This window comes from Aurantiacibacter atlanticus, from assembly GCF_001077815.2.
In the GTDB taxonomy this organism is placed as follows: Bacteria; Pseudomonadota; Alphaproteobacteria; order Sphingomonadales; family Sphingomonadaceae; genus Alteraurantiacibacter; species Alteraurantiacibacter atlanticus.
In genome coordinates this window covers 2,644,692-2,669,385 of the sequence record NZ_CP011310.1, presented here as the reverse complement: position 1 = coordinate 2,669,385, position 24,694 = coordinate 2,644,692, and the positions used below count along the sequence as shown (strand labels likewise).

General features: G+C 59.1%; 21 protein-coding genes, 1 pseudogene and 1 riboswitch. Of the genes and pseudogenes, 14 read left to right on the top strand and 8 right to left on the bottom strand.

The window, feature by feature from the left end:
- Positions 1-112: 112 nt before the first annotated feature.
- The 6 genes from ku (at position 113) to CP97_RS13020 (ending at position 5,792) form a co-directional block, all read left to right on the top strand.
- Positions 113-943, top strand: coding sequence for a non-homologous end joining protein Ku (gene ku / locus CP97_RS13045; protein ID WP_048886315.1), 831 nt, complete (start codon positions 113-115; stop codon positions 941-943).
- A 3-nt stretch (positions 944-946) separates the two neighbouring features.
- Positions 947-3,472, top strand: coding sequence for a DNA ligase D (ligD, locus tag CP97_RS13040; RefSeq protein WP_048886314.1), 2,526 nt, complete (start codon positions 947-949; stop codon positions 3,470-3,472).
- Between the two features lie 95 nt (positions 3,473-3,567).
- On the top strand, positions 3,568-4,065 hold the full coding sequence (locus tag CP97_RS13035; RefSeq protein ID WP_227819601.1) for a hypothetical protein: 498 nt from the start codon (positions 3,568-3,570) through the stop codon (positions 4,063-4,065).
- Between the two features lie 92 nt (positions 4,066-4,157).
- The gene (locus CP97_RS13030; protein WP_048886312.1) at positions 4,158-4,619 is read left to right on the top strand and encodes a Dps family protein; all 462 of its coding nucleotides are present in this window, start codon (positions 4,158-4,160) and stop codon (positions 4,617-4,619) included.
- 85 nt (positions 4,620-4,704) lie between these two features.
- Positions 4,705-5,325 (top strand): 6-phosphogluconolactonase, encoded by a 621-nt coding sequence (locus CP97_RS13025; protein WP_048886311.1) that lies wholly within the window; start codon positions 4,705-4,707, stop codon positions 5,323-5,325.
- Positions 5,313-5,792, top strand: a complete 480-nt coding sequence (locus CP97_RS13020) for an NUDIX hydrolase (RefSeq protein ID WP_053106647.1) — start codon at positions 5,313-5,315, stop codon at positions 5,790-5,792. Before CP97_RS13025 ends, CP97_RS13020 begins: the two co-directional genes overlap by 13 nt.
- Here the strand turns inward: CP97_RS13020 and dinB are convergent.
- Complete coding sequence (dinB, locus tag CP97_RS13015) at positions 5,774-6,910, bottom strand: DNA polymerase IV (protein WP_048886310.1); 1,137 nt, start codon at positions 6,908-6,910, stop codon at positions 5,774-5,776. The two genes, CP97_RS13020 and dinB, sit on opposite strands and share 19 nt — an antisense overlap.
- A gap of 75 nt (positions 6,911-6,985) precedes the next feature.
- On the opposite strand from dinB, the gene CP97_RS13010 reads away from it, so the two are divergent.
- Together CP97_RS13010 and CP97_RS13005 are read left to right on the top strand one after the other, a co-directional pair.
- A complete protein-coding gene (locus CP97_RS13010; protein WP_048886309.1) occupies positions 6,986-8,242 on the top strand; it encodes a multidrug effflux MFS transporter in 1,257 nt (418 codons plus the stop codon).
- Positions 8,239-9,711, top strand: coding sequence for a glycerol-3-phosphate dehydrogenase (locus CP97_RS13005; protein WP_048886308.1), 1,473 nt, complete (start codon positions 8,239-8,241; stop codon positions 9,709-9,711). The genes CP97_RS13010 and CP97_RS13005 overlap by 4 nt, the downstream gene beginning before the upstream one ends.
- Here the strand turns inward: CP97_RS13005 and CP97_RS13000 are convergent.
- From CP97_RS13000 to crtY, 5 genes are all read right to left on the bottom strand, one after another.
- Positions 9,708-11,681, bottom strand: coding sequence for an acetyl/propionyl/methylcrotonyl-CoA carboxylase subunit alpha (locus CP97_RS13000; RefSeq protein WP_048886307.1), 1,974 nt, complete (start codon positions 11,679-11,681; stop codon positions 9,708-9,710). The two genes, CP97_RS13005 and CP97_RS13000, sit on opposite strands and share 4 nt — an antisense overlap.
- Positions 11,682-11,719: 38 nt before the next feature.
- A complete protein-coding gene (locus CP97_RS12995) occupies positions 11,720-12,742 on the bottom strand; it encodes a phytoene/squalene synthase family protein (RefSeq protein ID WP_227819723.1) in 1,023 nt (340 codons plus the stop codon).
- A 59-nt stretch (positions 12,743-12,801) separates the two neighbouring features.
- Complete coding sequence (locus CP97_RS12990; RefSeq protein ID WP_048886306.1) at positions 12,802-13,383, bottom strand: LOG family protein; 582 nt, start codon at positions 13,381-13,383, stop codon at positions 12,802-12,804.
- Between the two features lie 98 nt (positions 13,384-13,481).
- The gene (locus CP97_RS12985; RefSeq protein WP_048886305.1) at positions 13,482-14,978 is read right to left on the bottom strand and encodes a phytoene desaturase; all 1,497 of its coding nucleotides are present in this window, start codon (positions 14,976-14,978) and stop codon (positions 13,482-13,484) included.
- Entirely contained in the window at positions 14,975-16,171 is a 1,197-nt protein-coding gene (crtY, locus tag CP97_RS12980; protein ID WP_174539169.1) for a lycopene beta-cyclase CrtY, read from the bottom strand. Before crtY ends, CP97_RS12985 begins: the two co-directional genes overlap by 4 nt.
- A gap of 120 nt (positions 16,172-16,291) precedes the next feature.
- Here crtY and CP97_RS12975 point away from each other — a divergent pair.
- Together CP97_RS12975 and CP97_RS12970 are read left to right on the top strand one after the other, a co-directional pair.
- Positions 16,292-16,887 (top strand): annotated as a pseudogene (locus tag CP97_RS12975) (DUF2585 family protein).
- Between the two features lie 108 nt (positions 16,888-16,995).
- Positions 16,996-17,895: a MipA/OmpV family protein gene (locus tag CP97_RS12970; RefSeq protein WP_048887010.1), complete on the top strand. Its 900-nt coding sequence runs from the start codon at positions 16,996-16,998 to the stop codon at positions 17,893-17,895.
- A gap of 71 nt (positions 17,896-17,966) precedes the next feature.
- Here CP97_RS12970 and CP97_RS12965 read toward each other — a convergent pair whose 3' ends face one another.
- Entirely contained in the window at positions 17,967-20,006 is a 2,040-nt protein-coding gene (locus CP97_RS12965; protein WP_053106642.1) for an alpha/beta hydrolase family protein, read from the bottom strand.
- Between the two features lie 228 nt (positions 20,007-20,234).
- The gene (locus CP97_RS12960) at positions 20,235-20,867 is read right to left on the bottom strand and encodes an SOS response-associated peptidase family protein (protein WP_048887008.1); all 633 of its coding nucleotides are present in this window, start codon (positions 20,865-20,867) and stop codon (positions 20,235-20,237) included.
- A 90-nt stretch (positions 20,868-20,957) separates the two neighbouring features.
- A riboswitch (TPP riboswitch) is annotated at positions 20,958-21,068 on the top strand.
- Between the two features lie 39 nt (positions 21,069-21,107).
- Between CP97_RS12960 and CP97_RS12955 the strand changes: the two genes are divergently transcribed.
- The 4 genes from CP97_RS12955 to CP97_RS12940 all read left to right on the top strand — a co-directional run bounded on the left by CP97_RS12955 (position 21,108) and on the right by CP97_RS12940 (position 24,544).
- Positions 21,108-21,506 (top strand): hypothetical protein, encoded by a 399-nt coding sequence (locus tag CP97_RS12955; RefSeq protein ID WP_048886303.1) that lies wholly within the window; start codon positions 21,108-21,110, stop codon positions 21,504-21,506.
- Positions 21,507-21,553: 47 nt separating this feature from the next.
- Positions 21,554-23,443, top strand: a complete 1,890-nt coding sequence (gene thiC / locus CP97_RS12950) for a phosphomethylpyrimidine synthase ThiC (RefSeq protein WP_048886302.1) — start codon at positions 21,554-21,556, stop codon at positions 23,441-23,443.
- A gap of 18 nt (positions 23,444-23,461) precedes the next feature.
- Positions 23,462-23,800, top strand: coding sequence for a hypothetical protein (locus CP97_RS12945; RefSeq protein WP_048886301.1), 339 nt, complete (start codon positions 23,462-23,464; stop codon positions 23,798-23,800).
- A gap of 171 nt (positions 23,801-23,971) precedes the next feature.
- Positions 23,972-24,544: a fasciclin domain-containing protein gene (locus CP97_RS12940; RefSeq protein WP_048887007.1), complete on the top strand. Its 573-nt coding sequence runs from the start codon at positions 23,972-23,974 to the stop codon at positions 24,542-24,544.
- Positions 24,545-24,694: the final 150 nt, after the last annotated feature.

Below are 24,694 nucleotides of genomic sequence, written 5' to 3'. Positions count from 1 at the left end.
CTAGATGGTTTCTCAAGCCTGCAAAATCTGATCTGCGTGAGCGAATAGGCGCCACGCCGCTTCGGGAAACAACACCGCTCTCATTCGCTATTACGGCAAGGAGATTGGCAGCATGGCAGCACGCGCATATTGGCAAGGGCAGATCCGGCTGGCACTGGTTTCTATCCCGGTAGAAATCTATTCGGCCACCAAATCGGGTGCGAAGATCAGTTTTCGCCAGATTCACGAACCCAGCGGCAAGCGAATTTCCTATGAAAAGGTCGTGCCGGGCATCGGCCCTGTCGATCGTGATGACATCATCAAGGGCTATGAGCTTTCAAAGGGCAATTATGTCCTGCTGGAGGACGAGGAGATAAAGGCGGTTAAGATTGAAAGCCGCAAGACGCTTGAACTCGTGCAATTTGTCGAAAGTTGCGAGATTGATCCGCTGTATTTCGAGAAGCCATATTATGTCGCCCCCGCAGACGATCTGGCAGAAGATGCCTTTATCGTATTGCGAGAGGCGTTGCGCCAATCGGGCAAGGTCGGGCTGGGCCAGCTGTCAATGCGCGGACAGGAAAAGCTGGTTGCGATCAAGCCGTGCGGCAAGGGCCTGCTGATGGAAACGCTGCGCTATGCCGATGAAGTGCGCAAGGGGCAGGCCTTCTTCAACGAGATCGGCGACGAAAAGCCGGAGAAGGAATTGCTCGATCTTGCCACGACATTGATCGACAAGAAAACCGCACCTTTCGATGCGGGCGAGTTCGAGGATCGCTATGCCGATGCGCTGAAGGCCCTGATCGACAAGAAGGCCAAATCCAAAAGCAACACCAAGATCATCGAGGATGACGATGACACCGAAAGTGCGAGCGGGGGCAATGTGATCGATCTGATGGCGGCGCTGAAAGATTCAGTGAAGACTGAAAAAGCAGCGAAGGGTGGGCGCAGGAAGAAAAGCGCCTGATCGATGGCGCGCAAGAAAGCCCCTTCCGATCCGCTCGCCACATACAATGCCAAGCGTGATTTCGACAAGACGCCAGAGCCGGCGGGCGCAAAGGGAAGCAGCAAGGGTGGCAACCTCTTCATCGTCCAGAAACACGATGCAACGCGATTGCATTGGGACCTTCGGCTGGAAATAGATGGCGTGCTGAAAAGCTGGGCGGTCACCAAGGGGCCGTCCCTCGATCCCGATATCAAGCGCCTTGCCGTGCGCACCGAAGATCACCCCATGTTCTATGCCGAATTTGAAGGGACTATTCCCAAGGGCGAATATGGCGGTGGCACAATCATGTTGTGGGATCGCGGAAGCTGGGCGCCCATTGAAGGCAAAAGTGCCAAGGACATGGAAAAGGGCCATCTCCATTTCACCCTGGATGGAGAACGGATGCGCGGCGAATGGCTGCTGATCCGCCTGAAACAGAAGCCCGGCGAAAAGCGCGAAAACTGGCTTTTGCGGAAGTTGAACGATGAGCACGCAGGCACTGGAGATGCGCTGGTTCAGCGCGCATTGACCAGTGTGCTGACAGGCCGTTCCATGGCGGAAATTGGCGCCGACAAGGAAGGCAGTTTCAGTCTTCAGAACAAGAAGGACGATGCCTTTCTGCAGCAGATGGAAAAGGCGGCAGACCACAATCGCGGCAAGGTGAAGAGGCGAAAGGCCAGCCCGAAAACGCTGCCCAAATTTCGTAAACCCCAGCTTGCCACACTGGTGGATGATGTGCCCGCTGGCAATGGCTGGATGCACGAGATCAAGTTTGACGGTTACCGCGCGATGGTGGCCGTGGCTGGCAATGAAGTGCGCATATATACCCGCAACGGCAAGGATTGGACTGACAAATTCCTCCCGCTCACCCGCCATCTCTCTGCGCTGGAATTGCCGGCCTGCCTTATCGATGGCGAGATCGTGGCGCATGACGCTGATGGCAATCCCGATTTTTCTACCTTGCAAAAAACACTGAAGCGCGGCCACGGCGCGCAGGGCGAGGGCGACAAGCTGGCCTTCCACGCTTTTGATCTGGTGGAACTGGCAGGAGAAGATCTTTCCGCCCTGTCTAATATTGAACGCAAGGAAAGGCTCGAAGCGCTTTTGAGCGGGGCAGAGCCGCCAATTCACGTGGCGGATCACATCATTGGCGCCGGAGAGAAACTTTACCGGGCAATGTGTGTTGCAGGGCAGGAAGGCATCATCTCCAAGAAGATAGATGCCCCCTACCGTTCCCGACGGAGCAAGGCATGGGTCAAGGTCAAATGCACGCGGCGGCAGGAATTCGTGATCATTGGATGGAAGGCGTCTTCGGCAAGAGGCCGCCCCTTTGCTTCGCTCCTTCTCGCCCAGCATGAAGGCGATGCGCTTGTTTACAAGGGCAATGTGGGAACGGGGTTCTCAGGCGAGGATCTTGAAATGCTGGCCGCAAAGATGAAGCGTCTCGAACGCAAGACCGCCCCTGCCGAGGTGGACACAACATCCAGCCGCAAGGTGACGTGGCTGACGCCAAAACTGGTTGCCGAAATTGCCTTCAGCGAATTCACTGCCGACGGCAATGTGAGACACGGCAGCTTTCTCGGCCTGCGCGATGACAAGAAGGCCAGCGCCGTCAAACCCGAAGAACCCGCGAAGGCTCCTGCGCCTGATACAGGCATCAAGATTTCCAGCCGCGAGCGGGTCATCTTCCCCGATAGCGGCCAGACCAAGGGTGAACTTGCCGATTATTACGAGAAGATCGGCCCGATTATGCTGCCCTTCCTTGCCAGCCGCCCAGTCAGCCTGGTGCGGTGTCCGCAGGGGCGCGCACGCAAATGCTTTTTTCAGAAACACGACAGCGGTAGCTTTGGTCCGCATGTCCACCAGATTCCAATCAGGGAAAAGGACGGCGGCACGGAAGACTATCTCTATATCGAGGACACACCCGGCATACTCGCCTGCGTGCAGATGGGTTCGATAGAATTCCATGGCTGGGGTAGCCGAAGCAGCGATGTCGAAGCGCCAGACAAGATGGTGTTCGACCTTGACCCCGATGAGGACCTTGATTTCGCAGCGGTGAAATCAGCCGCAACCGACTTGCGCGATCGCCTGTCTGATCTGGGTCTTGTGAGCTTTGCCATGCTGTCAGGCGGGAAGGGGGTCCATGTCGTGGTGCCACTGACGCCAGGGCATGATTGGGACACGCACAAGGATTTCGCCCGCCGCTTTTCAGAGGCGCTGAGCCTTGCCGAGCCTGACCGCTTTACCGCCACGATGAGCAAGGCCAAGCGCAAGGGCAAAATCTTTATCGATTGGCTAAGAAATCAGCGCGGCAGCACTGCAGTCTTGCCCTATTCTGCGCGGGCACGCAGCGGCGCCCCGGTTGCGGCCCCTGTCACGTGGAACGAATTAAAGACTATCGACGCGGCTAATATCTATACTATCGACGATGCGCAGAAGCTGACCTCCCGTGCATCGTCGAAAACGCTGTCGGGCTGGGGCTTTGCCAATCAGGCGTTGCCGGGCCTCTAGGCCTGTTCTGTGAACCCTGCCGGAGTAGAACGATAGCAGGCTTTATCATCGCATTTCTGGCTGTTGCGTTCGCCATGCTGGCAGGGCGTGAAGCGGTGCGAATTTCGCGCATTGCGGCAAAAGGCGCGCCGCCTGCACCCTTATTTGTGATCATCGCGGCCGTGGCCATCGCCGCCTGCGCGCTGGCGTCATGGCTGGCGGGTGAATTCGCGCCATTGCTGACGGGGCGGCAGAAAAGCTGGTTCGTGGCGGCTGCAATGGTGCTGGCGGCGCTGGAGGTCATCGTGCTGAGAGCGCCTGTTGCTCCGCGTGAGCCGACCAGATCCCTGGGTGCAATTGCCATTGTGTTATTTGCCGGTGTGCTGGCCGATGCCAGTGGCCTTCTGATCCTGTCACTCGGCGTGGCAACAGCTGCGCCATTGTTCGTGGCGGCTGGTGGCGCGTTGGCGGTTGCAGGGGTTTTGGGCGCCGCCTTGCTGGCTGGGCGTGACTGGGAAAAGCTTCCGCTCCCCACTATGCGCTGGGCTACGGGCATCGCCCTTCTGCTGGGCGCATTTGCAATCGCTCTTCTCTCACCAGATGCATTTTCATGATCGTCAGATACGATTGATGTGACCTAGTAAGTTTCGGGAAACCTCATCTGTCTTGCCCGTTCGGTATAAAACAATCGAAAGGAATTTTTACGATGGCACAATCCGGCGACAATTCGAAAACCGCACTGGTCGAAGGGCTTAACGGACTTCTGGCAGACCATTTGGCGCTGTATTTCAAGACAAAGAACTTTCACTGGCACGTCAGCGGCCCGCGTTTCCGCGATCTTCATCTGCTGTTTGACGAGCATGCCATTGAAATTCGCGATCAGATTGATGCCATCGGCGAACGTGTGCGCAAGAATGATGCGATGACGCTGACGTCCATTGGCTCTGTTGCGAAGAACACGCAGATCAAGGATCAGGACGATGCGACTCTTGCACCCGAAAAGATGGTGGAAGAACTGCGCGATGATAATCAGAAGCTGGTGAAGCGTCTGAAAGAGCTCAAAAAGCTCGCCGAAGAAGCTGGTGACAATGCTACCGACGGATTGCTTGATGATTGGACAGACATGGCCGAAGAACGCGTCTGGTTCCTTTCGTCCACACTGAAGTAAGCATCTTCATATTGGCTCGCACAAGCCGCCGCCGGGCACCTTCGGGTATCGCCTTGCGGCGGTTTTGCGTCTAGCGCGAACTACCATGACGGATATCGACATTATCGAAGGCGCAAGTAACGCCGATATTGCCCGGTTTCTGGCTGGCTATTTGTCTGATTGTCTTGCCAAGAATGATCACCCTGTTGCCATCAGCGTACCGGGCGGTTCCACGCCGTTTCCGATATTAGAGGCGCTGAAGGGTGCCCATCTGGACTGGAGCCGCATAACCGTGTGGCCGGGGGATGATCGCATCGTTCCCGAAGATCACGCCGCCAGCAATACCGGCAAGATTCGTGCTCTGCTTGAACCTGTCGGTGCAACGATTGTATCGCTTTCGGTGATGGAACAGGTGCCCCGTTTTGCGCTGGTCTGGCTGGGTATGGGGGGCGACGGACATATTGCCTCGCTCTTCCCCAATACAGATCCGAAGGTGGATGATCCGGCCCCATTGCGCCGCCTCACACCTGATCCACTGCCGCCCGAAGCGCCGTTTGACCGGATCACGCTGACAATACCCGCGCTGCTTGGCAGCGATCACCTGATGTTTGTCATCCGTGGTGATGCCAAGCGCGCCGTGTTTGATGAGGCAGCACGCGGCAGGAATGATCTGCCAGTGGCGCGCCTGTTAGGGGCGGCAGCTCAGAAGGTGACATGTTTTACCTGATCCCCGCGCCGCTGCACCGCGCAACATTGCGGCTCGTTTACGCATTACGGAGGCGCCTGCGCCATCTCACGAAGCTCGATCTTGCCGGCGTGGCGGTCCTGCTGACTGATGCAGAGGATCGCTGTCTGCTGGTGCGGCACACCTATGGTCCGCAAGGCTGGGCCATTCCGGGAGGTGGAATGCGAAAAGGGGAAGACCCGGCAAATGCCGCGCGCCGCGAAATCCGTGAGGAATTGGGCTGCGAAATGGAGGATTTATCGTGCAGGCTGGTGGTGAAGGAAGAACTGTCGCGCAGTCCGCATACCGCCCATGTCTATACTGCCCGCCCGATCGGCACGCCGCGTGCCGACCTGCGTGAGATTGCCGATTTGCGCTGGTTTTCAAAGGCGGAACTAGGCGCTGCGCATCTGACAAGGCTCACCGCCCTGAGACTGGAAGAGTTGGGCTTTCACAACAGCGAAAGCTGAGCATCCTCCCGTCCGCTGTCATCGCCAGCACCTTCGCGCTCCAGATTGCTCAGCGTCAGGCCCATCAGCCTTATCGGCATGGGAAGCGGCAGTTCCGCGGCGAGAATTTCATGCGCTATGCCAGCAAACTGCGCCTTGTCGGCAATGGCGCGGTCGGATGATCGGGCGCGGGTTATCAACTGGAAATCGTTGAATTTCAGCTTGAGGGTAACTGTCTTTCCCTTCGCCTCCTTCGCTAGGATCCGCTCCCAAACGATCTCGACCATCCGGTCGAGCGTCTCGCGAAGTGCGCTGCCGCTGGAAATATCCTCACTAAAGGTGCGTTCTCCGCCAATGGATTTACGGATCCGGTTGGCGCGCACGGGACGCAGATCGATACCGCGCGCTGCACGAAACAGATATTCTCCGAAACTGCCGAAATGCGCACGCAGCCAGTCCGCGTCCTTCGATGCAAGGTCCGCGCCCGTTTCGATGCCGAGACGACCCATTTTTTCCGCTCCCTTGGGACCGACGCCGTGGAACCTGCGTATCGGAAGCGAGTGCACAAAGGTCGCGCCTTCGCCGGGACGGACGACAAACAGGCCATCGGGCTTGTTCTGATCACTCGCCAGCTTGGCAAGGAACTTGTTGTAAGACACGCCCGCGCTGGCCGTAAGCTGCGTTTCCTCGCGAATTTGCCGGCGGATCGCCTGCGCGATGGCGGTAGCAGAGCCGATGCCATGTATGTCCTGCGTCACATCGAGATAGGCTTCATCCAAGCTGAGCGGTTCCACATGCGGCGTGTGGAAATGGAAAATCGCGCGGATATGTTCGGAGACTTCGCGATAGCGGTCAAAATGGCTCTTGCAGAAGATCAGATCGGGGCACAATCGCCTCGCGGTGACGCTGGGCATGGCGCTTTTGACGCCGAACTTGCGCGCTTCGTAACTGGCGGCTGCCACCACGCCGCGCCCTGACGATCCGCCCACCGCCACCGGCTTGCCGCGTAATTCGGGATTGTCGCGCTGTTCGACGCTGGCGAAAAAGGCATCCATATCGACATGGATGATCTTGCGCAGGCCCACATCGGCGTCGGGCAGGCCATCATCGCCAGTTTCGGAATCGCCGGAATTCGCCATCTGTTCTTTCTATAGACAGCGATCGATCTTGTTTTAATTCTTTTCTCGCAAGTGCAGCGGGGCTAGGCGCGGAAGATGGCAATTGCAGCAAATACTACGCTGGACTCCCTCCCCCTTGGCAAGCGAGAGCTGATCTTTCTGCTCGCCCTGTTGATGAGCCTCAATGCGTTCTCGATCGACGCGATGCTTCCGGCTCTGGAAGACATGGCGCGCGAACTGGGGGCGGCCGATGGCAATGACCGGCAGCTCGTTATCGCGGTCTACATGATCGCGATGGGTATCGGTTGTCTTGTGCCGGGCAGCTTTGCCGATCGCTTCGGCCGCCGCCCGATCATCCTGTTGGCGCTGGCATCTTTCACCGTCCTTTCGCTCGTCACGGCCTTGCTGACCAATTTCGAGGCTTTGCTGGCGGTACGGGCCATCAATGGCGTGCTTGGCGCAGGGCTGATCGTTGCGCCGGTTGCCGTGGTGCGCGATCTTTATGAAGGGGACAAAATGGCACGGCAGATGTCGCTGATTGCGGCGGTCTTTATCACCGTGCCGGTGGTCGCGCCCAGCTTGGGGCAGGCGGTCTTGATGGTGGCGGGCTGGCGCTGGATATTCGTCCTTCTCGCCTCTGTCGCCGCAATCGCCGCCGTCTGGGTATATTTCCGCCTGCCTGAAACGCTGAGCCCGGCCAACCGCCAGCTTATCATCATCCCTGCAATTGCCCGCAATATGCACGCGGCGCTCTTCAACCGTCAGGCCATCGGATATGTCACAGGGTCCATGCTGCTGGTCGGCAGCGTGTTCGGATACATAAATTCCTCGCAGCAGCTTTTGCAGGACTATTTTGGCGTTGGCGCCGCCTTCCCGCTGGTATTCGGCGGCACGGCGGCGGTGATGGCGGTGTCCAACATCCTCAATTCGCAAATCGTCGAGCGGTTTGGTGCGCGCAGAGTATCACATCTGGGAGTCATCATTTTCGTGGCAGTCAGCGCGGTGCAGGTCTGGTCATCCTATGTCCACCCCGGCAGCCTTTACTGGTTCATCCCGCTGATGAGCATCAACCTGGGACTACTCGGCTTTCTTGGTGCCAATTTCGGGTCCATCGCAATGCAACCTTTTGCGCAAACTGCGGGCGCTGCGTCCAGCGTGCAGACTTTCCTGCGCATGACGGGGGCGGGTATCGTGGGTGCGCTGATCGGCCAATCCTTTGACGGGACATCCATTCCCTTTGCCTGGTCATTGCTGATCTGTTCGAGCACCGCCCTTATGCTTGTGCTATTCAGCGAACGTGGCAAATTGTTCAGGCGACTCAATAAGGGGCCGCGCCACAGGGCAATTCCATGAACGATCCCTATGATCTCGCCATCATTGGCGGAGGCATAAACGGCACCGGCATTGCGCGTGATGCAGCAGGACGCGGGGCGAGCGTATTGCTGTTGGAGAAGGGCGATCTGGCGAGCGGAACTTCCAGCAAATCGACCAAGCTGGTGCATGGCGGTCTGCGATATCTGGAATATTACGAATTTGCGCTGGTAAGAGAAGCATTGCAGGAGCGCGAGATCTTGTGGCGGATAGCGCCGCATATTATCCGCCCAATGCGATTTGTGCTGCCCGTCACCCACGACATGCGGCCGAAGTGGATGTTGCGCGCGGGATTGCTTCTTTACGATACCATTGGCGGACGCGGGAAGCTGAAGAGGGCCAAACCGATCAAGCTGCGCCAGCACCCGGCAGGGGATGCACTGGAAGCGCCCTATAAAGCAGCTTTTGAATATTCGGATGGATGGGTAGACGATGCGCGGCTGGTGGTGCTCAACGCGGTGGATGCCGCAGAGCGCGGGGCCGTTATCCGGACACGCTGCGCGCTCACATCCGCGCGGCGCGAAGGCGAGATCTGGCATATCGCGGCGGGCGGCGAAACTTTTACCGCCCGCGCGCTTATCAATGCCGCGGGGCCGGGGGCAGACGATCTGGCGGGCCTTGCCGGTGAACGCCCCGCATATGGCATCCGCCGCGTGCGCGGATCGCACATCGTAGTGCCCAAATTGTTTGAGCATGATTACGCCTATATCCTGCAACAGCCCGATACGCGCATCTGCTTTGCAATCCCGTGGGAAGAGAATTTTACGCTGATCGGCACGACTGATGCCGATCATGCGGGCGACCTTGACGATGTTGAGGCGAGCGCAGACGAAATTCGTTATCTGTGCGATGCAGTGAACCGCTATTTCGATCATGACGTGACGCCGGCCGATGTCATCCATACCTATGCCGGTGTGCGCGCATTGGTGGATGATGGCTCGGGCAAGCCAGAGGCAGCAACCCGCGGATACAAGCTGGCGCTGAGCGATGCTTCTCGCGGCGCGCCGATGCTGGGCATTTATGGCGGCAAGATCACATCCTATCGCCACGTGGCACAAGACGCGATAGAAAAGCTGGCCACGCGCCTGCCCGTGCTTGAAGGTGAAGGCTGGACCCAGGACGCGCCGCTGCCGGGTGGCGATTTTCCGATGGAGGCGCAGGCCCACCTCATCAATGTCCTGGCTGAAGATTATCCATTTCTGCCGATGTGCGATCTTGTTCGCATAGGCCGCGCCTATGGCACGCGCGCGGTGGATTGGCTGGGTGAGGCGAAGGGCTGGGAAGATCTTGGCCGCATGTTCGGTGCAGGGCTGAGTGAGGCCGAACTTACCTATCTGCGCGACAGGGAATGGGCAATGACGGCGGAAGACGTGCTGTGGCGGCGAACCAAGCTGGGGCTGCATATGAGCGCCGACAATCAGGCGGCGCTGGCGGAATATATGGGCGGCTAGTCTTCCGCCGCCCCTGCTTCCACCACTGCCAGCAAGGATTCCACCTGCACCTGCGCGCCTTCGCTGGCGGAAAGCCGGGTGACAATACCATCAAACGGCGCGGTGAGTGCATGCTCCATTTTCATCGCTTCCAGCACCAACAGGCGCTGGCCTGTTGTGACGCTGTTACCCTCAGCCACATCGACTGCAATAACCTTGCCCGGCATAGGGGCGATGATGGCGCCGTCATGGGCATTGGCGGCACCAGTCCCGCGTTCTCGTGCAAAGCTGACCTGATGCGCCTTGCCCTTGTCGAATACGAGGATTGTTCCGTCCGACTCATCCTCGGCATGGGGGCCATATGTGGTGGGGAGGTAATCCACTTCATCGAAATGACGCATCCCATCAATGGAGATATCCCAGTCTTTGTGTCCGGGAAGGGGTGACATGCTGGCTTCCACTGCATTGCCATCGATCTGCATCACAAAGCGTGCAGGCGCAGGATCGGCATTTAGCCGGAAGCCGAACAGGCCTGTGGGTGAAATTGCCCTATTGCCCCCCGCGCGTGCCGATTCGAATTCTTCCGCTCGCCAACTTACACCGGCGAGTGCGACGGCCATTGAAGCGTCGCTGGCGGTAAGGGCATCACCCTTGCGTTCAATCAGCCCAGTATCAAGCTCGGCATTGCGGAATTCATCCATGTCGAGCAGCCTTGCAAGGAAGGCTGCATTAGTGCGGACAGGGAAAACCTCGACGTTTTCGACAATGTCCAGCAGCTCATCAATCGCATCGTCACGCACATCGCCCCAGCTTATCAGCTTGGCGATCATGGGGTCGTAGAAGGGAGAGATTTCGCCGCCTTCTTCCACGCCGGACTCGATGCGCCCTTCGTCCGGAATGTCGAAATGATCGAGCCGCCCCGTACTTGGCAAAAAACCCTTTGCGGGATCTTCTGCATAAAGCCGCGCTTCGATGGCATGACCATTGATCGATAGCTCGTCCTGCTTGCAGGGTATCGGTTCACCACTCGCCACGCGCAATTGCCATTCCACCAGATCGACGCCGGTGATTTCCTCGGTCACGGGATGTTCAACCTGAAGCCGCGTGTTCATTTCCATGAAGAAAATGCGATCGGCGCGCAGGCCTTCCGAGGCATCTGCAATGAACTCGATCGTGCCTGCGCCTTCGTAATCGACCGCCTTGGCAGCGCGCACGGCAGCCGAGCAAATTTCCTGCCGGGTGGCCTCATCCATGCCGGGGGCGGGGGCTTCCTCGATCACCTTCTGGTGGCGGCGCTGGAGCGAGCAATCACGTTCGAAAAGATGCACCACTTCGCCATGGCTATCGCCAAACACCTGAACCTCGATATGGCGGGGTGAGGTGATCCACTTTTCCAGAAGAACCTCGTCATTCGAAAAGCTCGAGCTTGCTTCACGTTTGCAGCTTTGCAGCGCCTCGGCGAAAAATCCGGGCGCGTCGACCTTGCGCATGCCCTTGCCGCCGCCGCCTGCCACGGCCTTGATCAGTACCGGGTAGCCGATGGCATCGGCTTCTTTTTCCAACCGTTCTGGTGACTGGTCATTTCCTTCGTAACCCGGCGTCACCGGCACGCCCGCAGCGCGCATCAGTTTCTTGGCGGCATCCTTTAGGCCCATCGCCTCGATGCTCGATGGCTTTGGCCCCACCCAAATTAGCCCAGCGTCAATAACGGCCTGCGCGAAGCCCGCGTTTTCAGACAGGAAGCCATATCCCGGATGGATGGCATCGGCGCCTGTCTGCCGGGCCGCAGCGATGATTTTCTCACCCACCAGATAGCTTTCGGCAGCGGGGGAAGGGCCGATATGCACCGACTGATCGGCAGACCGGACATGCAGCGCCTTGGCATCGGCATCGGAATAAACTGCAACCGTGGCAATGCCCAGGTCGTGCGCTGTACGGATGATGCGGCAGGCAATTTCACCGCGATTGGCAATAAGGAGCTTGGAGATCATCCGCATCCTCTGCGCCAATATACTTGCATTCGCAACTATCAGTCTTCCTTGCGGCGGACATCCTCATCACGGATGGGGGTGCGCGGGACATCGGCAACCGGCCCTGCCATGCGCGCTGCAACCAACAGGCGGCCGCGAGTCCACTCGGGCATGGTTTCAGGTTCGAAGGAACCGCTAATCGCCTCTTTAAATGCGGCCGTGGTGTGGCGTATCTTGTTGAATAAGCCGGTATGGACGCGGCGGTCCCAAGCTGCATCGCCGCGGCGCACCACTTCCCTGCCGATAGCGCCATATATATTGGCCGCTGCCAGCACTGCCCAGCGCTGGCGAAAGCGCAATTGGCCGGCGCCCAGCCGCGCGGCGGCCTCGTGCTGGCTGGCAAGATCGACCAGGCGGCGCGTCAGCTTCACCAATTGCTTGCGATATTGCGGCTTCATGTGCTGACCGGGCGGGATATCCATTTCGGCAAGCCATTCTTCGGGCAGATAGCAACGGCCCGCAGCATCATCTTCCGAGATATCGCGGGCAATATTGTTGAGCTGGAAGGCAAGGCCAAGATCGCAGGCTCTGTCAAAGGTTTCATTTGCATCGAGCGGCACACCCATGACATGCGCCATCATCACGCCGACAGAGCCCGCAACATGATAGCAATAACGCATCAAATCCGCTTCTGTGCGGGGGCGCCATCCGATGGCATCAAGGGCAAAACCGTCGATCACATCGTCGCACATTTCGCGCGTCAATTTGGATTCGCTGGCAACCTGACCCAATGCATCAAATTCATTATCGGCAGTTGGCTGGCCTTCCAGTGCACGGTGGGTGAGGATGCGGATCGCTTCCACCCGGTCCACCGTAGAGGAACTGTCCAGCTTCAGTTCGCCACCGTGATCCTGCCCGTCGACAATATCATCACACCGGCGGCACCAAGCATATAGCAAATGCGCGCGTTCACGTGTGGGCTTGTCGAAGAGCATGGACGCGAAGGCGAAGCTTTTTGAGCCTCTGGCAATGCTTGCCTGCGCCTGTGCCACCAACGCCTCGCGCGAGCGACCTCCGCCGATCTGCCGCGGAGTCGTGCGGATCACGTGGCTTGCGACCAGTGGGCGAGGGCTGACGCGCTTCACAAATCCTCTGCGCGCATTTGCACGATTGTTGTGCCAGGCGTGTAGGCGGCCATCTTTTCCAGCAGTTCCTCCAGCGTTTCGCTTACAATAACGATATCTCGATGGGCTTGCCTGACAAACCCACTTTCGGCCATCTGGCTGTTGAACGCAACAAGACCGTCATAATATCCCAGGGCATTGAGCAGCCCGACTGGATTGTTGTGATAGCCCAGCTGCGCCCAGCTGACAGCTTCCCACAATTCGTCCATCGTCCCGACACCGCCGGGCAGTGTAATGAAGCCGTCTGAAAGATCGGTAAAAGCCTGTTTGCGCTGGTGCATGGTATCGACCACATGCAACTGGGTGCAATCCAGATTGGCGACCTCCATGTCTTTCAGCGCCTGTGGGATCACGCCGATTACCTCGCCGCCCGCATCCAGCGCGCCTGTCGCCAGCGCGCCCATGAGCCCCGCCTTGCCGCCGCCATAGACAATGCCAATGCCGCGCTCTGCAAGGCTGCGGCCGACCTGTGTTGCCAATTCGATAAATCGCGGGTCAGGCGGCGTGGCAGAGCCGCAATAGACGGCGATACGGTTCATGAAGGAATGCCCTTGCTGGATTGGAAATGCACTGCGGGACAGACCCTATGCAATGCGCTACGCCTTTTTGCCAGTGCGGCTATCGAAGGCATGCCCCGCTATCTGCTAAGATCGTCGATCATCAGCCCCGCTGTCGCCTTGGCGCTGCCCACCACACCGGGGATGCCCGCGCCGGGATGCGTGCCTGCGCCGACAAGGTAGAAATTGCCGATTGTGTCGTCCCGATTATGCGCGCGGAAGAAGGCGCTTTGCGTCAGTAGTGGCTCGAGGCTGAAGGCACTGCCGAGATGAGCGTTCAAATCCTGCGCGAAATCCTTTGGCGCGTAATGGAACTTGGTGACAATGCGATCATGGATATCAGGGATAAGCCGCCTGCCGACTTCATCCAGCACCCGTTTTTCAAGCCTTGGGCCGATCTCGTCCCAATCGACCGTCAGCTTGCCCATGTGGGCGACGGGGACCAGCGCATAGAAGGAGCTTTTGCCTTCCGGCGCCATGCTGGGATCGGTGACGGTGGGATGGTGCAGATAGATCGAGAAATCTGCTGGCAGGATGCCCTTGTCATAAATGTCCTGCAGCAATCCTTTATAACGCGGGCCGAACAGGATCATGTGGTGCGGTATGCCCGGCCAGCTGCCTTCCACTCCGAAATGCACGACGAACAGGCTGGGCGAATATTTCTTTTTCGCCAGCGCCTTGCCATGCGTCCTGCCGCGATGATTGTCGCCCAGCAATTTCTTGTAGGAATGGACGATATCGGCATTGCTGGCGACCGCATCGAATTTGCCTGACCAGCCGCCCTGAGTAGTTACCCCCGTGGCGCGGTTACCGGTGGTTTCTACCCGTTCTACTGCATCGCCTACGCGCATCGTCCCGCCCAGCCGTTCAAAATGGCGGACCATTCCGGCTATCAGGCGATTGGTGCCGCCACGCGTCCACCATACGCCGCCGGTCATCTCCAGCTTGTGAATCAGCGCATAGATGCTGCTGGTCTTCATCGGATCGCCGCCCACAAGCAGCGTATGGAAGCTGAGCGCCTCGCGCAGCTTTTCATTACGAACAAATTTGCTGACAATGGAATAGACGCTGCGCCATGCCTGATGCTTGGCCAAGGCAGGTGCGGCTTTCAGCATGCTTTTGAAATCGAGGAAGGGCACAGTCCCCAGCTTGACGTAACCTTCATCATGCACGGCACTGGAATATTGCAGAAAGCGGTCGTAGCCTGCGACATCGGCGGGATCGAGCTTGGCGATCTCCTTGTGCAGATTTTGCTTGTCGTTCGAATAATCGAAATTTGTGCCGTCGGGCCAATTGAGACGATAGAACGGACTGACAGGCATCAGTTCCAGATCATCATCCATGTCATGGCCCGAAAGCTCCCATAATTCGCGCAGGCATGGCGGATCGGTGATGACAGTGGGGCCGCCATCAAAGGTAAAGCCGTCCTGCTGCCAGAAATAGGCACGGCCGCCGGGCTTGTCGCGCCCTTCTATAACAGTGGTAGCAATGCCCGCGCTTTGCAGACGGATGGCCAGCGCCATGCCGCCAAAACCGGCACCAATCACGCAGGCGGTTCGTCCTTCGGGAGTTTTCATCGATGGTCCTTGCGATTGGGAGCCAACAAGCCGGGGCAATGACTGAACAGCGCTGGAATTGCCCGCTTCATCGGTATTGGCGGACGGCCTGAAAGCACGCGCAGCCGATCCTTCATGGTGGATTTTCCGGCATAGAAACGTTCGATAAGCGGTTCAGGCAAGCGGTAGAAACGTTTGAAAATCCGGTATCGCTCCTGCGGCTCTGCCCCGCAAAACAGCATGCGGCCCAGCAGCCGGTAATAGCGCATGGCCCGCCAGTGCTGGCGAGCATGCGTTTCCAGCTTGGCGGATAATTGATCGCCCGGCAGATCTGCATCCTTGGCAACCATCAGCGCAGTCCTGACCGCGATAGGCAGGGTATAGCTGGTGAGTGGGTGGACAAACCCGCCCCGCGCACCTGCCACGCTGACGCCGGGAATTCGATGAGCGGCCTGGAAATCAGCGAAATTGCCGCCAGTGATGACAGGCAGAATACCGGTTTCAAAGCTGACAGGTTCACCCGTCCAGCCATGCTGGCGCTGATATGCGTCGATCCGTCCGGACAGGGCTGAGCGGTCCAGTTCATGCGTATCCTGATAATAGGTATCTTCGATGAAAAGATCGTTCAGACCCAGCGGCAGCACATATGTGAAGCGGTAGCCATGCGTCTGATCCACCGTCGCATCCATGATGATCGGGCGGTCCACCCCATGCGGCGATGGCGTGCGCAAATGCCGTCCCATAAAGACCTGCCAGCCGCCTTCCAGATCGCCTGTCGCGGCAAAGCCACGGCAATCGATGACGCTGCGCGCGGTAATCTGCGTTCCATCACGCAAGGTAACGCCGCTGCCGGTCAATCTGGCGGCATCCCGGCCAGTCAGAATCGTGCCCGGCGCCAGTTCCCGTTCCAGCGCGGCGGAAAAATCTGCGCTGTCGATGGATCGGTAGGCGGCATCCAGCCGGCGCGTATGGCCCGGAAAGCGCACTTCATAACCGCCATCCCAATCAATCTTGCGGATTGGAGAGAGCAGATCCTCTCCGTCGTGATCCAGATCGGTTGCAAACCAGCTCCAGCGGTGATTGCCGCCCAGTTTCGGGCCGCCTTCAATCAGCCGGACGGATAGTTCTGGCCGACGACGGGCCAGCGCCAAGGCAATCAATCCGCCTGAAAGGCCGCCGCCAATGATGGCTATATCGCAATCGCGTTCGCTCATTATTCCGGTGCCTTAGCGGATTGCCGGGGCGAGGCAATGATGGTCACTAGTCCGTAGTGGCGGGCCAGTGCCGCCATTGCGTGCTTGCCAGGCTTAGTGCGTGCCGTAATGCTGGCGTGAATGGAAAAGCTTCTGCCGCATCGCCCGGCTCTGCTCCTTACTGCATTTATCGTGTTCGCGGCAATTGCCGTGCTTTTCGCCATGGATCGCCCGCCCATGTGCACCTGCGGCACAATTGATCTGTGGCATGGCAAGGTCCAATCGGCAGGCAATAGCCAGCATATCACGATTGGTATTCACCCAGCCATTTCACCCACGGCCTGATCATGTCGGGGATTGCATGGCTGCTGTGGCAAAGATGGCACTTGTTTGGCAGGAGGCCGGAACGTTGGGCCCTGCCGATCGCGGTGGCGGTGGAAGCGCTGTGGGAAATCGCCGAGAACACGCCCACGGTCATCAATCATTACCGAGAGGCGACTGCGGCCTACGGTTATACAGGCGATTCCATCGTCAATTCCGCTGCCGATATCGGCTGGATGATGGTCGGGTTCCTGATCGCTGTGCGTCTGCCGGCCTGGGCAATACTGGCGCTGGCGCTATTTCTTGAATTGCTGGCACTGTGGGCGATCCGCGATAATCTGACGCTGAACGTCATTATGTTGCTTTATCCAATGGATGCCATTCGCGAATGGCAAGGCGCGGGCGGGGCGGTGTGATGGTGCCCTGTCACTTGTATGTCACACCTAGGAACTACCGGTAATCATTGCGGAACCTGATGAACACGTTAGATGTTAAAGGACCTTACCATCAAAGGAATCCACTCGATGCAATACCACTCTCTGCGGCTTGTTGCCGCTCTTGCCTCCGTCACACTTGCGGTGCCTGCCATGGCGCAGGACACTTCCAGCGAAGACGATGAAGTCAATGTGTCCCAAGGTCCGGTCGATATGAGTGAAACCGTATATGACGGCGATTATCTGTCGGTAGGCGTTGGCGCTGCGGTCAGTTCTTCATACACCGGATCGGACGATTATGTAGTTTCGGTCCTGCCATTTGCGCAAGGTTCGCTGGGCGGTATCGGGATTTCGCCGCGCGCGGGCGGGCTCAAGCTTGATTTCATCCCCGATGGTGAAGGCAAGGTAGATCTCAGTCTCGGCGTAGCAGGGCGGTTGAGGAACAATCGCACCGGCCAGATCGAGGATGAGATCGTCAAGCAATATGGCGAGCTGGACGGGGCGATAGAGGTCGGGCCGAGTGTGGGCGTCAGCATCAACCAGGTGCTCAACCCTTACGACAGCTTGTCTTTCAGCACCGATATCATGCTTGATGCTGCGGGGGCGCATGAAGGCTTGGTGGTGTCCCCTGGCATATCATATTTCACCCCGCTGAGCCGCGGAATGGCGGGAGCGCTTTCCATCGGCGCAGAATGGGCGGATGAGGATTTTCACGACTATAACTTTGGTGTCGATCCTTCGGCCTATATCGGTCCGGGCGTGTCGCCGCTGACCCCGTTTGATCCTGATGGCGGTGGCTTCACCAATGTTGGCGCCAATCTGTTCCTCGGGATTGATCTTGATGGTGATCTGGCCAATGGCGGGCTCGCTCTCGTCCTGCTCGGCGGATATTCGCGCTTGCTGGGTGACGCGGCCGATACGCCCTTTACCACCGAACGCGGATCTAAGGACCAGTTCACTGGTGCAGTAGGACTGGCCTACACCTTCTGATAGTTGTTTTGCGAAAAAGGGCGGCAGGCCTGCGCCTGCCGCCCTTTCGCTTATGCAGTCAGTTTTACGGCTCAGTCGTCGCTTTCCTCAATGTTCAGCGACGGGCGCGCTGCGGGCATGGTGGCATCGCGATTGCCTGTCTTGAGATAGGTGTCGAACCATTCCATCATGCGCAGATTGTAATCGTAACGTGATGCGGCGCGCGCATTGCCGTGGCCTTCGCCCGGGTAATATACCAGCCGCACCGGCGTATCGGGGCGGCGAATACGGATGTTGCGATATAGCTCAAGGCTCTGCGTCGGGCTGACGCGCGGATCGCTGTCACCATGCATGATGAGCAGCGGCGTATCGGCACGGTCAACGTAGTAAATCGGGCTGACTTCAAGGAAGTGCTGCCAATTTTCCCACGGCCACTGGCGCGCATGGACGAGATACATTTCCATCGGAATGTCGCCTGTGCCCACCTTGCTGATCTGGTTGGAAATGCCGACAAACATGACGCCCGCGGCAAATTCTTCCGAATAATAGGTGCTGCTCCAGCCGGTTGCATAACCGCCATACGAACCGCCCGTCACGCCGACACGGTCCGCATCAGCGATACCGGCTTCCACCAGCGCATATTTGGCATCTACCAGATCGACGAATTCGGGATCGGTATAATTGCCTTGATGCTGCTTGGAAAAGGCTGTTCCATATCCGGTGGAGCCGCGATAATTGGGCAGAAACACGGCATAGCCTTGTCCCGCAGCAACCTGTCCGGGCCCGGAATAATTGGTGACCCAGCCATTGCTTTCATGTGCCTCGGGCCCGCCATGCACATCCAGGATTAGCGGCACACCGCCTGCTGCTATTCCGCCGACAGGCTCTATCAGCACGCCTTCTATTTCCTGCCCGTCACGCGCTGTATAAGTATAGGCGCGTTGATCGCCCATCGCTATATTGGCCAGCCATGGATTGTGATCGGTCCAGCGTTCGAAACCTGCACTTGTGTAAAGGAACAGTTCGTTAGGGTGGGCTGGCGAATTGGCCTCCACGGTCAGGCGGTTGCCGCCCTGTCCAAGGCTGGTCAGTATCAGCGCGCCCGGATCGACATTGCGCAGCACATCGCCTTCATCGGAATAGATCCGCAACACGCTCTGCACGCCAACATGCACCACCACGGCAAGGCGACCGTCGGCCATCCACTCCGCATCGATCGCCGCTTCGGGCGCGTCAGCATTCAGCGCGCGGAAAGCACCTGTGTCAGTATCGACAAGATGCAGCGTGGTAGGAGCAGGGTCGTTTTCATCGACAGCAGCAATCATCGAAAGCTGGCGGCCATCGGGCGAGATTTCGATATCGCCAATCTTGCCCGGTGTTTCCACCGTCATCAGCGAACCGTCCACCAGACTAAGGATATGCGCACGCTTGGCCGTGTAGGCATCGTCGATCAGCGGGGTCGGCGCGCTGGTGATGACGGCCCACTGGCCATTGGGCGCAACTTCGAAGCTGTCGACATAGCCTGGCACGGTAATCGCGCGCGGGGCTGCATCTACCTCCGCGCCAGCGGTGCTGGCAACGAATACACGATTAAGACGCTGTTCTTCCTCGTAAACGACTGAATCGAAGCCATCGCCGCGTTCATCGTCCCGGCCTTCATCCGGCGCTGCGGAAACCAACAGGTAGGCCTGCGATCCATCGGGCGAAAATGCGTAGGACCTGACTTGCGCATCATCCACGCCGGCAATCTTGCGATGAGATCCGCCATTTACAGGAATGCCCCACAATGCACGGTCATCATCTTCGCTGGTATAAAGGAAGGTAATCATTGATCCGTCAGGCGTGAAATCCACGCCTGATACGGACATGTCTTCGGGCAGGAATGCGCGCGATTGCATCGGGCCATCGGCCACCAACAATTGCTGGCGGCCTGTGCCGTCCTCTTCGCCGCGGGTCACATCGGGATAGTGAACACGGGTGTAGGCGATGCGGGTGCCATCCTGTGAAACGGCGACAGTGCCGGTGGATTCGACGCGCGCGACATCTTCCGGTGTCATCACGTCCTGCGCCAATGCTGGGGTGAAGGGCAGCGTCAGGGCGGAGGCAAGCAGTGCAGGGCGGAGCATTTTCATAGGGGGCGATCCTTCCTTTGAACGTGTGATTGCAACGGGTCATAGCGATCAGTGCCAGCAAGGCAAACATGGCTGTCGGGTGACCAGTCAGCCCGGCGGAATGACCAAGGCGTTCTAACGCGACGATTTTTTGCTATGGGCGCAAGGCAAGCAGAGATTTCAGAGGCCGCACCAGCCGCATATTGGCCATTGCGTTTATCGTGACGGTCGCCGCGTAAATTTGTGCTTTTAGCGCTCCACCTTCCGCATCAGCGATGAAGAATATGGCTCCAGCAGCGCTTCCGCCCTGTCCCACCCGCCGTGCAGCCATGTCGCCCACGCGCCGCGATGGGGTGGCAGGATAACCGGCATAGCATCGCGTCCGGTGCGTTTCACCAGCGCGTTAGGCGCACAGGTCAGCAGCGCGAAGCCGGGCACTTCGCTGTCCATCCATACGCCTGCCAGCGCAAACAACGGCTGGTCGGATGCGGTGAACCAGTGCTGGCGGCGCTTGCCATCCGCGCCCACGCTGACCGGTTGTGGGCCCCATTCCATAAAGCTGGTCGCCGGAACGAGACAGCGAAATTCTGGATTGCGCAAGTTTCCGATCCAGAACGGGCTTTGTCTGTTGCGCACGCTCAGGACGGCGCGCGTTGCATCATGTGCGGATGGCGGAGGCGGCACGCCCCACAAGCGCGGCACCATGCGCCACGGCTGGCGCGACGATCCCGGCCCGGCGATAAACTCGCGTCCCGCAGTGATGACCGGCGCAAAGCTGGCAGGCGCGACATAGCTGCCGGTCCACGGGTCATTGCCTACCTCGACACCAAAGGTGCGGCCAATCGCGCCTGCATCGGCATCGAGATTATACAGCATGGTCATTGCGCCAAGTCGCCTATAGCCCGCGCGCCGCTGCGTCCATTCCGCGTGATCGGGCAATACTTTACGACGGCAAAGCATTGGCCTAAGACCGCTCTATCCCCGGGGAGCCAGCTTGTGGCTGAGAGGGGCGGATTAAGCGCCGCCCGACCCGTTGAACCTGAACCCGTTAGCACGGGCGGAGGGAAGGGCGGCCCGGGCAAGAGCCGCTTTGCCTCCGCATTGTTGGAGAGGAGCGCATTTATGGGCCATAGCGCAGACATATCTTCCTGGATTGCCTTGTTCATGGGGCTGTATGCCCTTGGCGCGGCGGTGGGCGAAATCCGTTCTCCGGGAAGCTGGGCGGCCATGCTCGACGGGTTCGAACGAAACGAGGCGCTGCGTTTTCTCACCGGCATCGTGGTGCTGGCGCTGGGCGCGACAATCTATCTCGTCAATCCGTGGGACACTTCGGACTGGCTCTCTGTCATCATCACCATCATGGGAGGCGGCATGGCCTTGGAAGGCGTGCTGATCCTCGCTTTCGGGCGACCCTTCCTGCATTTTGCCAGCAAGCTGTTCGGAAAAATCGACACCGTCTGGGCGCTGTTATCGCTGGTGATCGGCATTGTCCTCATCTGCGTGGCGCTGCTGCGTTTCTGACCTCCCCGCATCCTTCAATACATTCCCGACAAAAGGCCTTATCCATCATGGCAGACATCAATTCCCAATTCGAAATCGGCGTGACCACAGGCCCCATTCGCGGCAGCCGCAAGGTCCATGTGGGCGACCGCCGCGTCGCCATGCGCGAGATCGATCTGGAGCCTTCTTCCGGAGAGCCGCCGGTGCGCGTTTATGACACCTCCGGCCCCTATACCGATCCCGATGCCAAGATCGACATCAGCGCTGGCCTGCCTTCCCTGCGCCGCGCGTGGCAGCTGGAACGCGGCGACGTGGAAGAATATGCCGCCCGCGAAATCAGGCCCGAAGATAATGGCCAGCTCGGCCCCGATCGTTCGGGCGGCGTGCCAGCCTTTCCCAATGTTGCCAAAACCGTGCTGCGCGCAAAGCCCGGCGCCAACCTTTCGCAGATGCACTACGCCCGTCGCGGCATCATCACGCCCGAAATGGAATATGTGGCGGAACGCGAGAACATGGGCCGCGCGCAGATCCGCGGCGCTATCCGCGACGGAGAAAGCTGGGGCGCGGAAATCCCCGACTATGTCACGCCCGAATTCGTGCGTGACGAGGTCGCCCGTGGCCGCGCCATCATACCTTCCAACGTCAACCACCCCGAAGCCGAACCCATGGCCATCGGGCGCAATTTCCTCGTCAAGATCAACGCCAATATCGGCAATAGCGCCGTCGCATCGGACGTGGCGAACGAGGTGGACAAGATGGTCTGGTCGATTCGCTGGGGCGCGGACACTGTGATGGACCTCAGCACCGGCCGCAATATCCACGACACGCGCGAATGGATCATCCGCAACAGCCCTGTCCCCATCGGCACCGTGCCGATCTACCAGGCGCTGGAAAAGGTCGGCGGCGTGGCCGAAGACCTGACGTGGGAGGTGTTCCGCGACACGCTGATCGAACAGGCCGAGCAGGGCGTCGACTATTTCACCATCCACGCGGGCGTGCGCCTGCCCTATGTCCCGATGGCCGCCAAGCGCGTCACCGGCATCGTCTCTCGCGGTGGCTCTATCATGGCGAAATGGTGCCTCGCGCATCACAAGGAGAGCTTCCTTTACGAGAAGTTCGACGAGATTACCGAGATCATGAAGGCCTATGACATTGCCTATTCGCTGGGCGATGGCCTGCGCCCCGGCAGCATCGCCGACGCCAATGACGAAGCGCAATTTGCCGAGCTGTATACGCTGGGCGAGCTCACCCACCGCGCGTGGAAGGAAGATGTGCAGGTCATGATCGAAGGGCCGGGCCACGTGCCCATGCACAAGATCAAGGAGAATATGGAAAAGCAGCTGGAGGTGTGCGGCGAAGCGCCGTTCTACACGCTCGGGCCGCTCGTCACCGATATTGCGCCGGGATATGACCATATCACCAGCGGCATCGGCGCTGCGCAGATCGGCTGGTACGGCACGGCGATGCTTTGCTACGTCACGCCCAAGGAACACCTCGGCCTGCCTGACCGCGACGATGTGAAGGTCGGCGTGGTGACATATAAACTCGCCGCCCACGCCGCCGATCTGGCAAAGGGCCACCCCGCCGCCAAGCTGCGCGACGACGCCTTGAGCAAGGCCCGCTTCGAATTTCGCTGGCGCGACCAGTTCAACCTGTCACTCGACCCCGACACGGCAGAGGAATTCCACGACCAGACCCTGCCCGCAGAAGGCGCGAAGACAGCGCATTTCTGCTCCATGTGCGGACCAAAGTTCTGCTCGATGAAGATCAGCCAGGAAGTGCGCGATTTCGCCAGCAAGCAGAACCAGAGCGCCGACAGCTTCCTCGCCTCCGCCCAGGCCGGAGCCGACGCGGCAGAAGCCAGCCGCGCCGCCGCGATTGCGGGGATGGAAGAGATGAGCAAGCTCTACAAGGCGAAGGGTGAGCAGCTCTATCTGCCCGAAGAGGAAACGGAGTAAGGCAGAAGGGGCCGCATCATGGCAGATAGCGAGGCAAGCGATTGGGAGGCTGAGAGAGAGGCCGAACGCCGCGAACGCCGCCATTTGCCCATGATCGGCCTTGGCCTGTCAGTTCTCTATGTGGCGGGGGTCGCGCTCTATCTGGTGATACAGGGCCAGAACCCTGCCGACCTTGCGCTCAACGAATTGGGCGATTTTGTTGGCGGCGTCTCCAGCCCGCTCGCCTTCCTTTGGCTGGTGCTCGGCTTCTTCCAGCAAAGCCGCGAAATCCGCCTGTCGAGCAGGGCACTCAACCTGCAAGCGCGAGAGATGCAGCGCAGTGTGGAGGAGCATCGACGGGTTGCCGAGGACGGTTAGGGGCGGGCGCACGCCATACGCGCCACCATCTTCGCAAATGCGGTCCCTTATCGATCCGCCTGTACCCCCGTCCTTAAGGCCCCTGTCCTTTCGTCCGTGTCCCAATTCACGTCCGCATTCCCCATTTTGGATGCAGACGAAGGGGACCCAAGATTTTTCGAAAGGACGACCATGTTCCATAAATTGATGATTCCGCTGGTGGCCTCCACCGCCATTGCGCTTTCGGCCTGCGGCGAAACGCCTGACGACACCGATATGGCAGACGCCGAACCAGCGATGGAAGCGCCCGCTGACACGAGCTCCACGATTGTCGACGTGGCTGCCGGCAACCCTGATTTCTCGACCCTGGTCGCCGCCGTTCAGGCCGCGGGCCTTGTAGAGACCTTGTCGGGTGACGGACCCCTTACCGTATTCGCGCCGAACAATGCCGCCTTTGACAAGCTGCCCGCAGGCACGGTGCAGACGCTCACCACCGACGATACCGAAACGCTCGGCAACATCCTCACCTATCACGTCGTCGCTGGCGAATTGATGGCGACAGATGTTGTTGCAGCGATCGAAGCCGCAGGTGATGCAGGCTACACGATCGAGACTGTGAACGGCGCGACGCTGACCGCGATGATGGATGGCGAGAATGTCGTCCTGCGCGATGCCACGGGCGGAACCGCAATCGTGGTCGCCACCGATGTCGATGCCGATAACGGAGTGATCCACGTGATCGACACCGTGCTGATGCCAGCCTGACCCAGAGCAGGCGCAGCGTCTTCCCTTCGCGCTATCAAAGCGCCTGCCATAGGAGGCGGGTCTCATAAAGAGGCCCGCCTTTTGGCGTTTGGGGGCGGAGGAGTCCGCCGTTTGATCTGCCTAGTCCGCTGTCCTGCGGCTGGCGCTCGA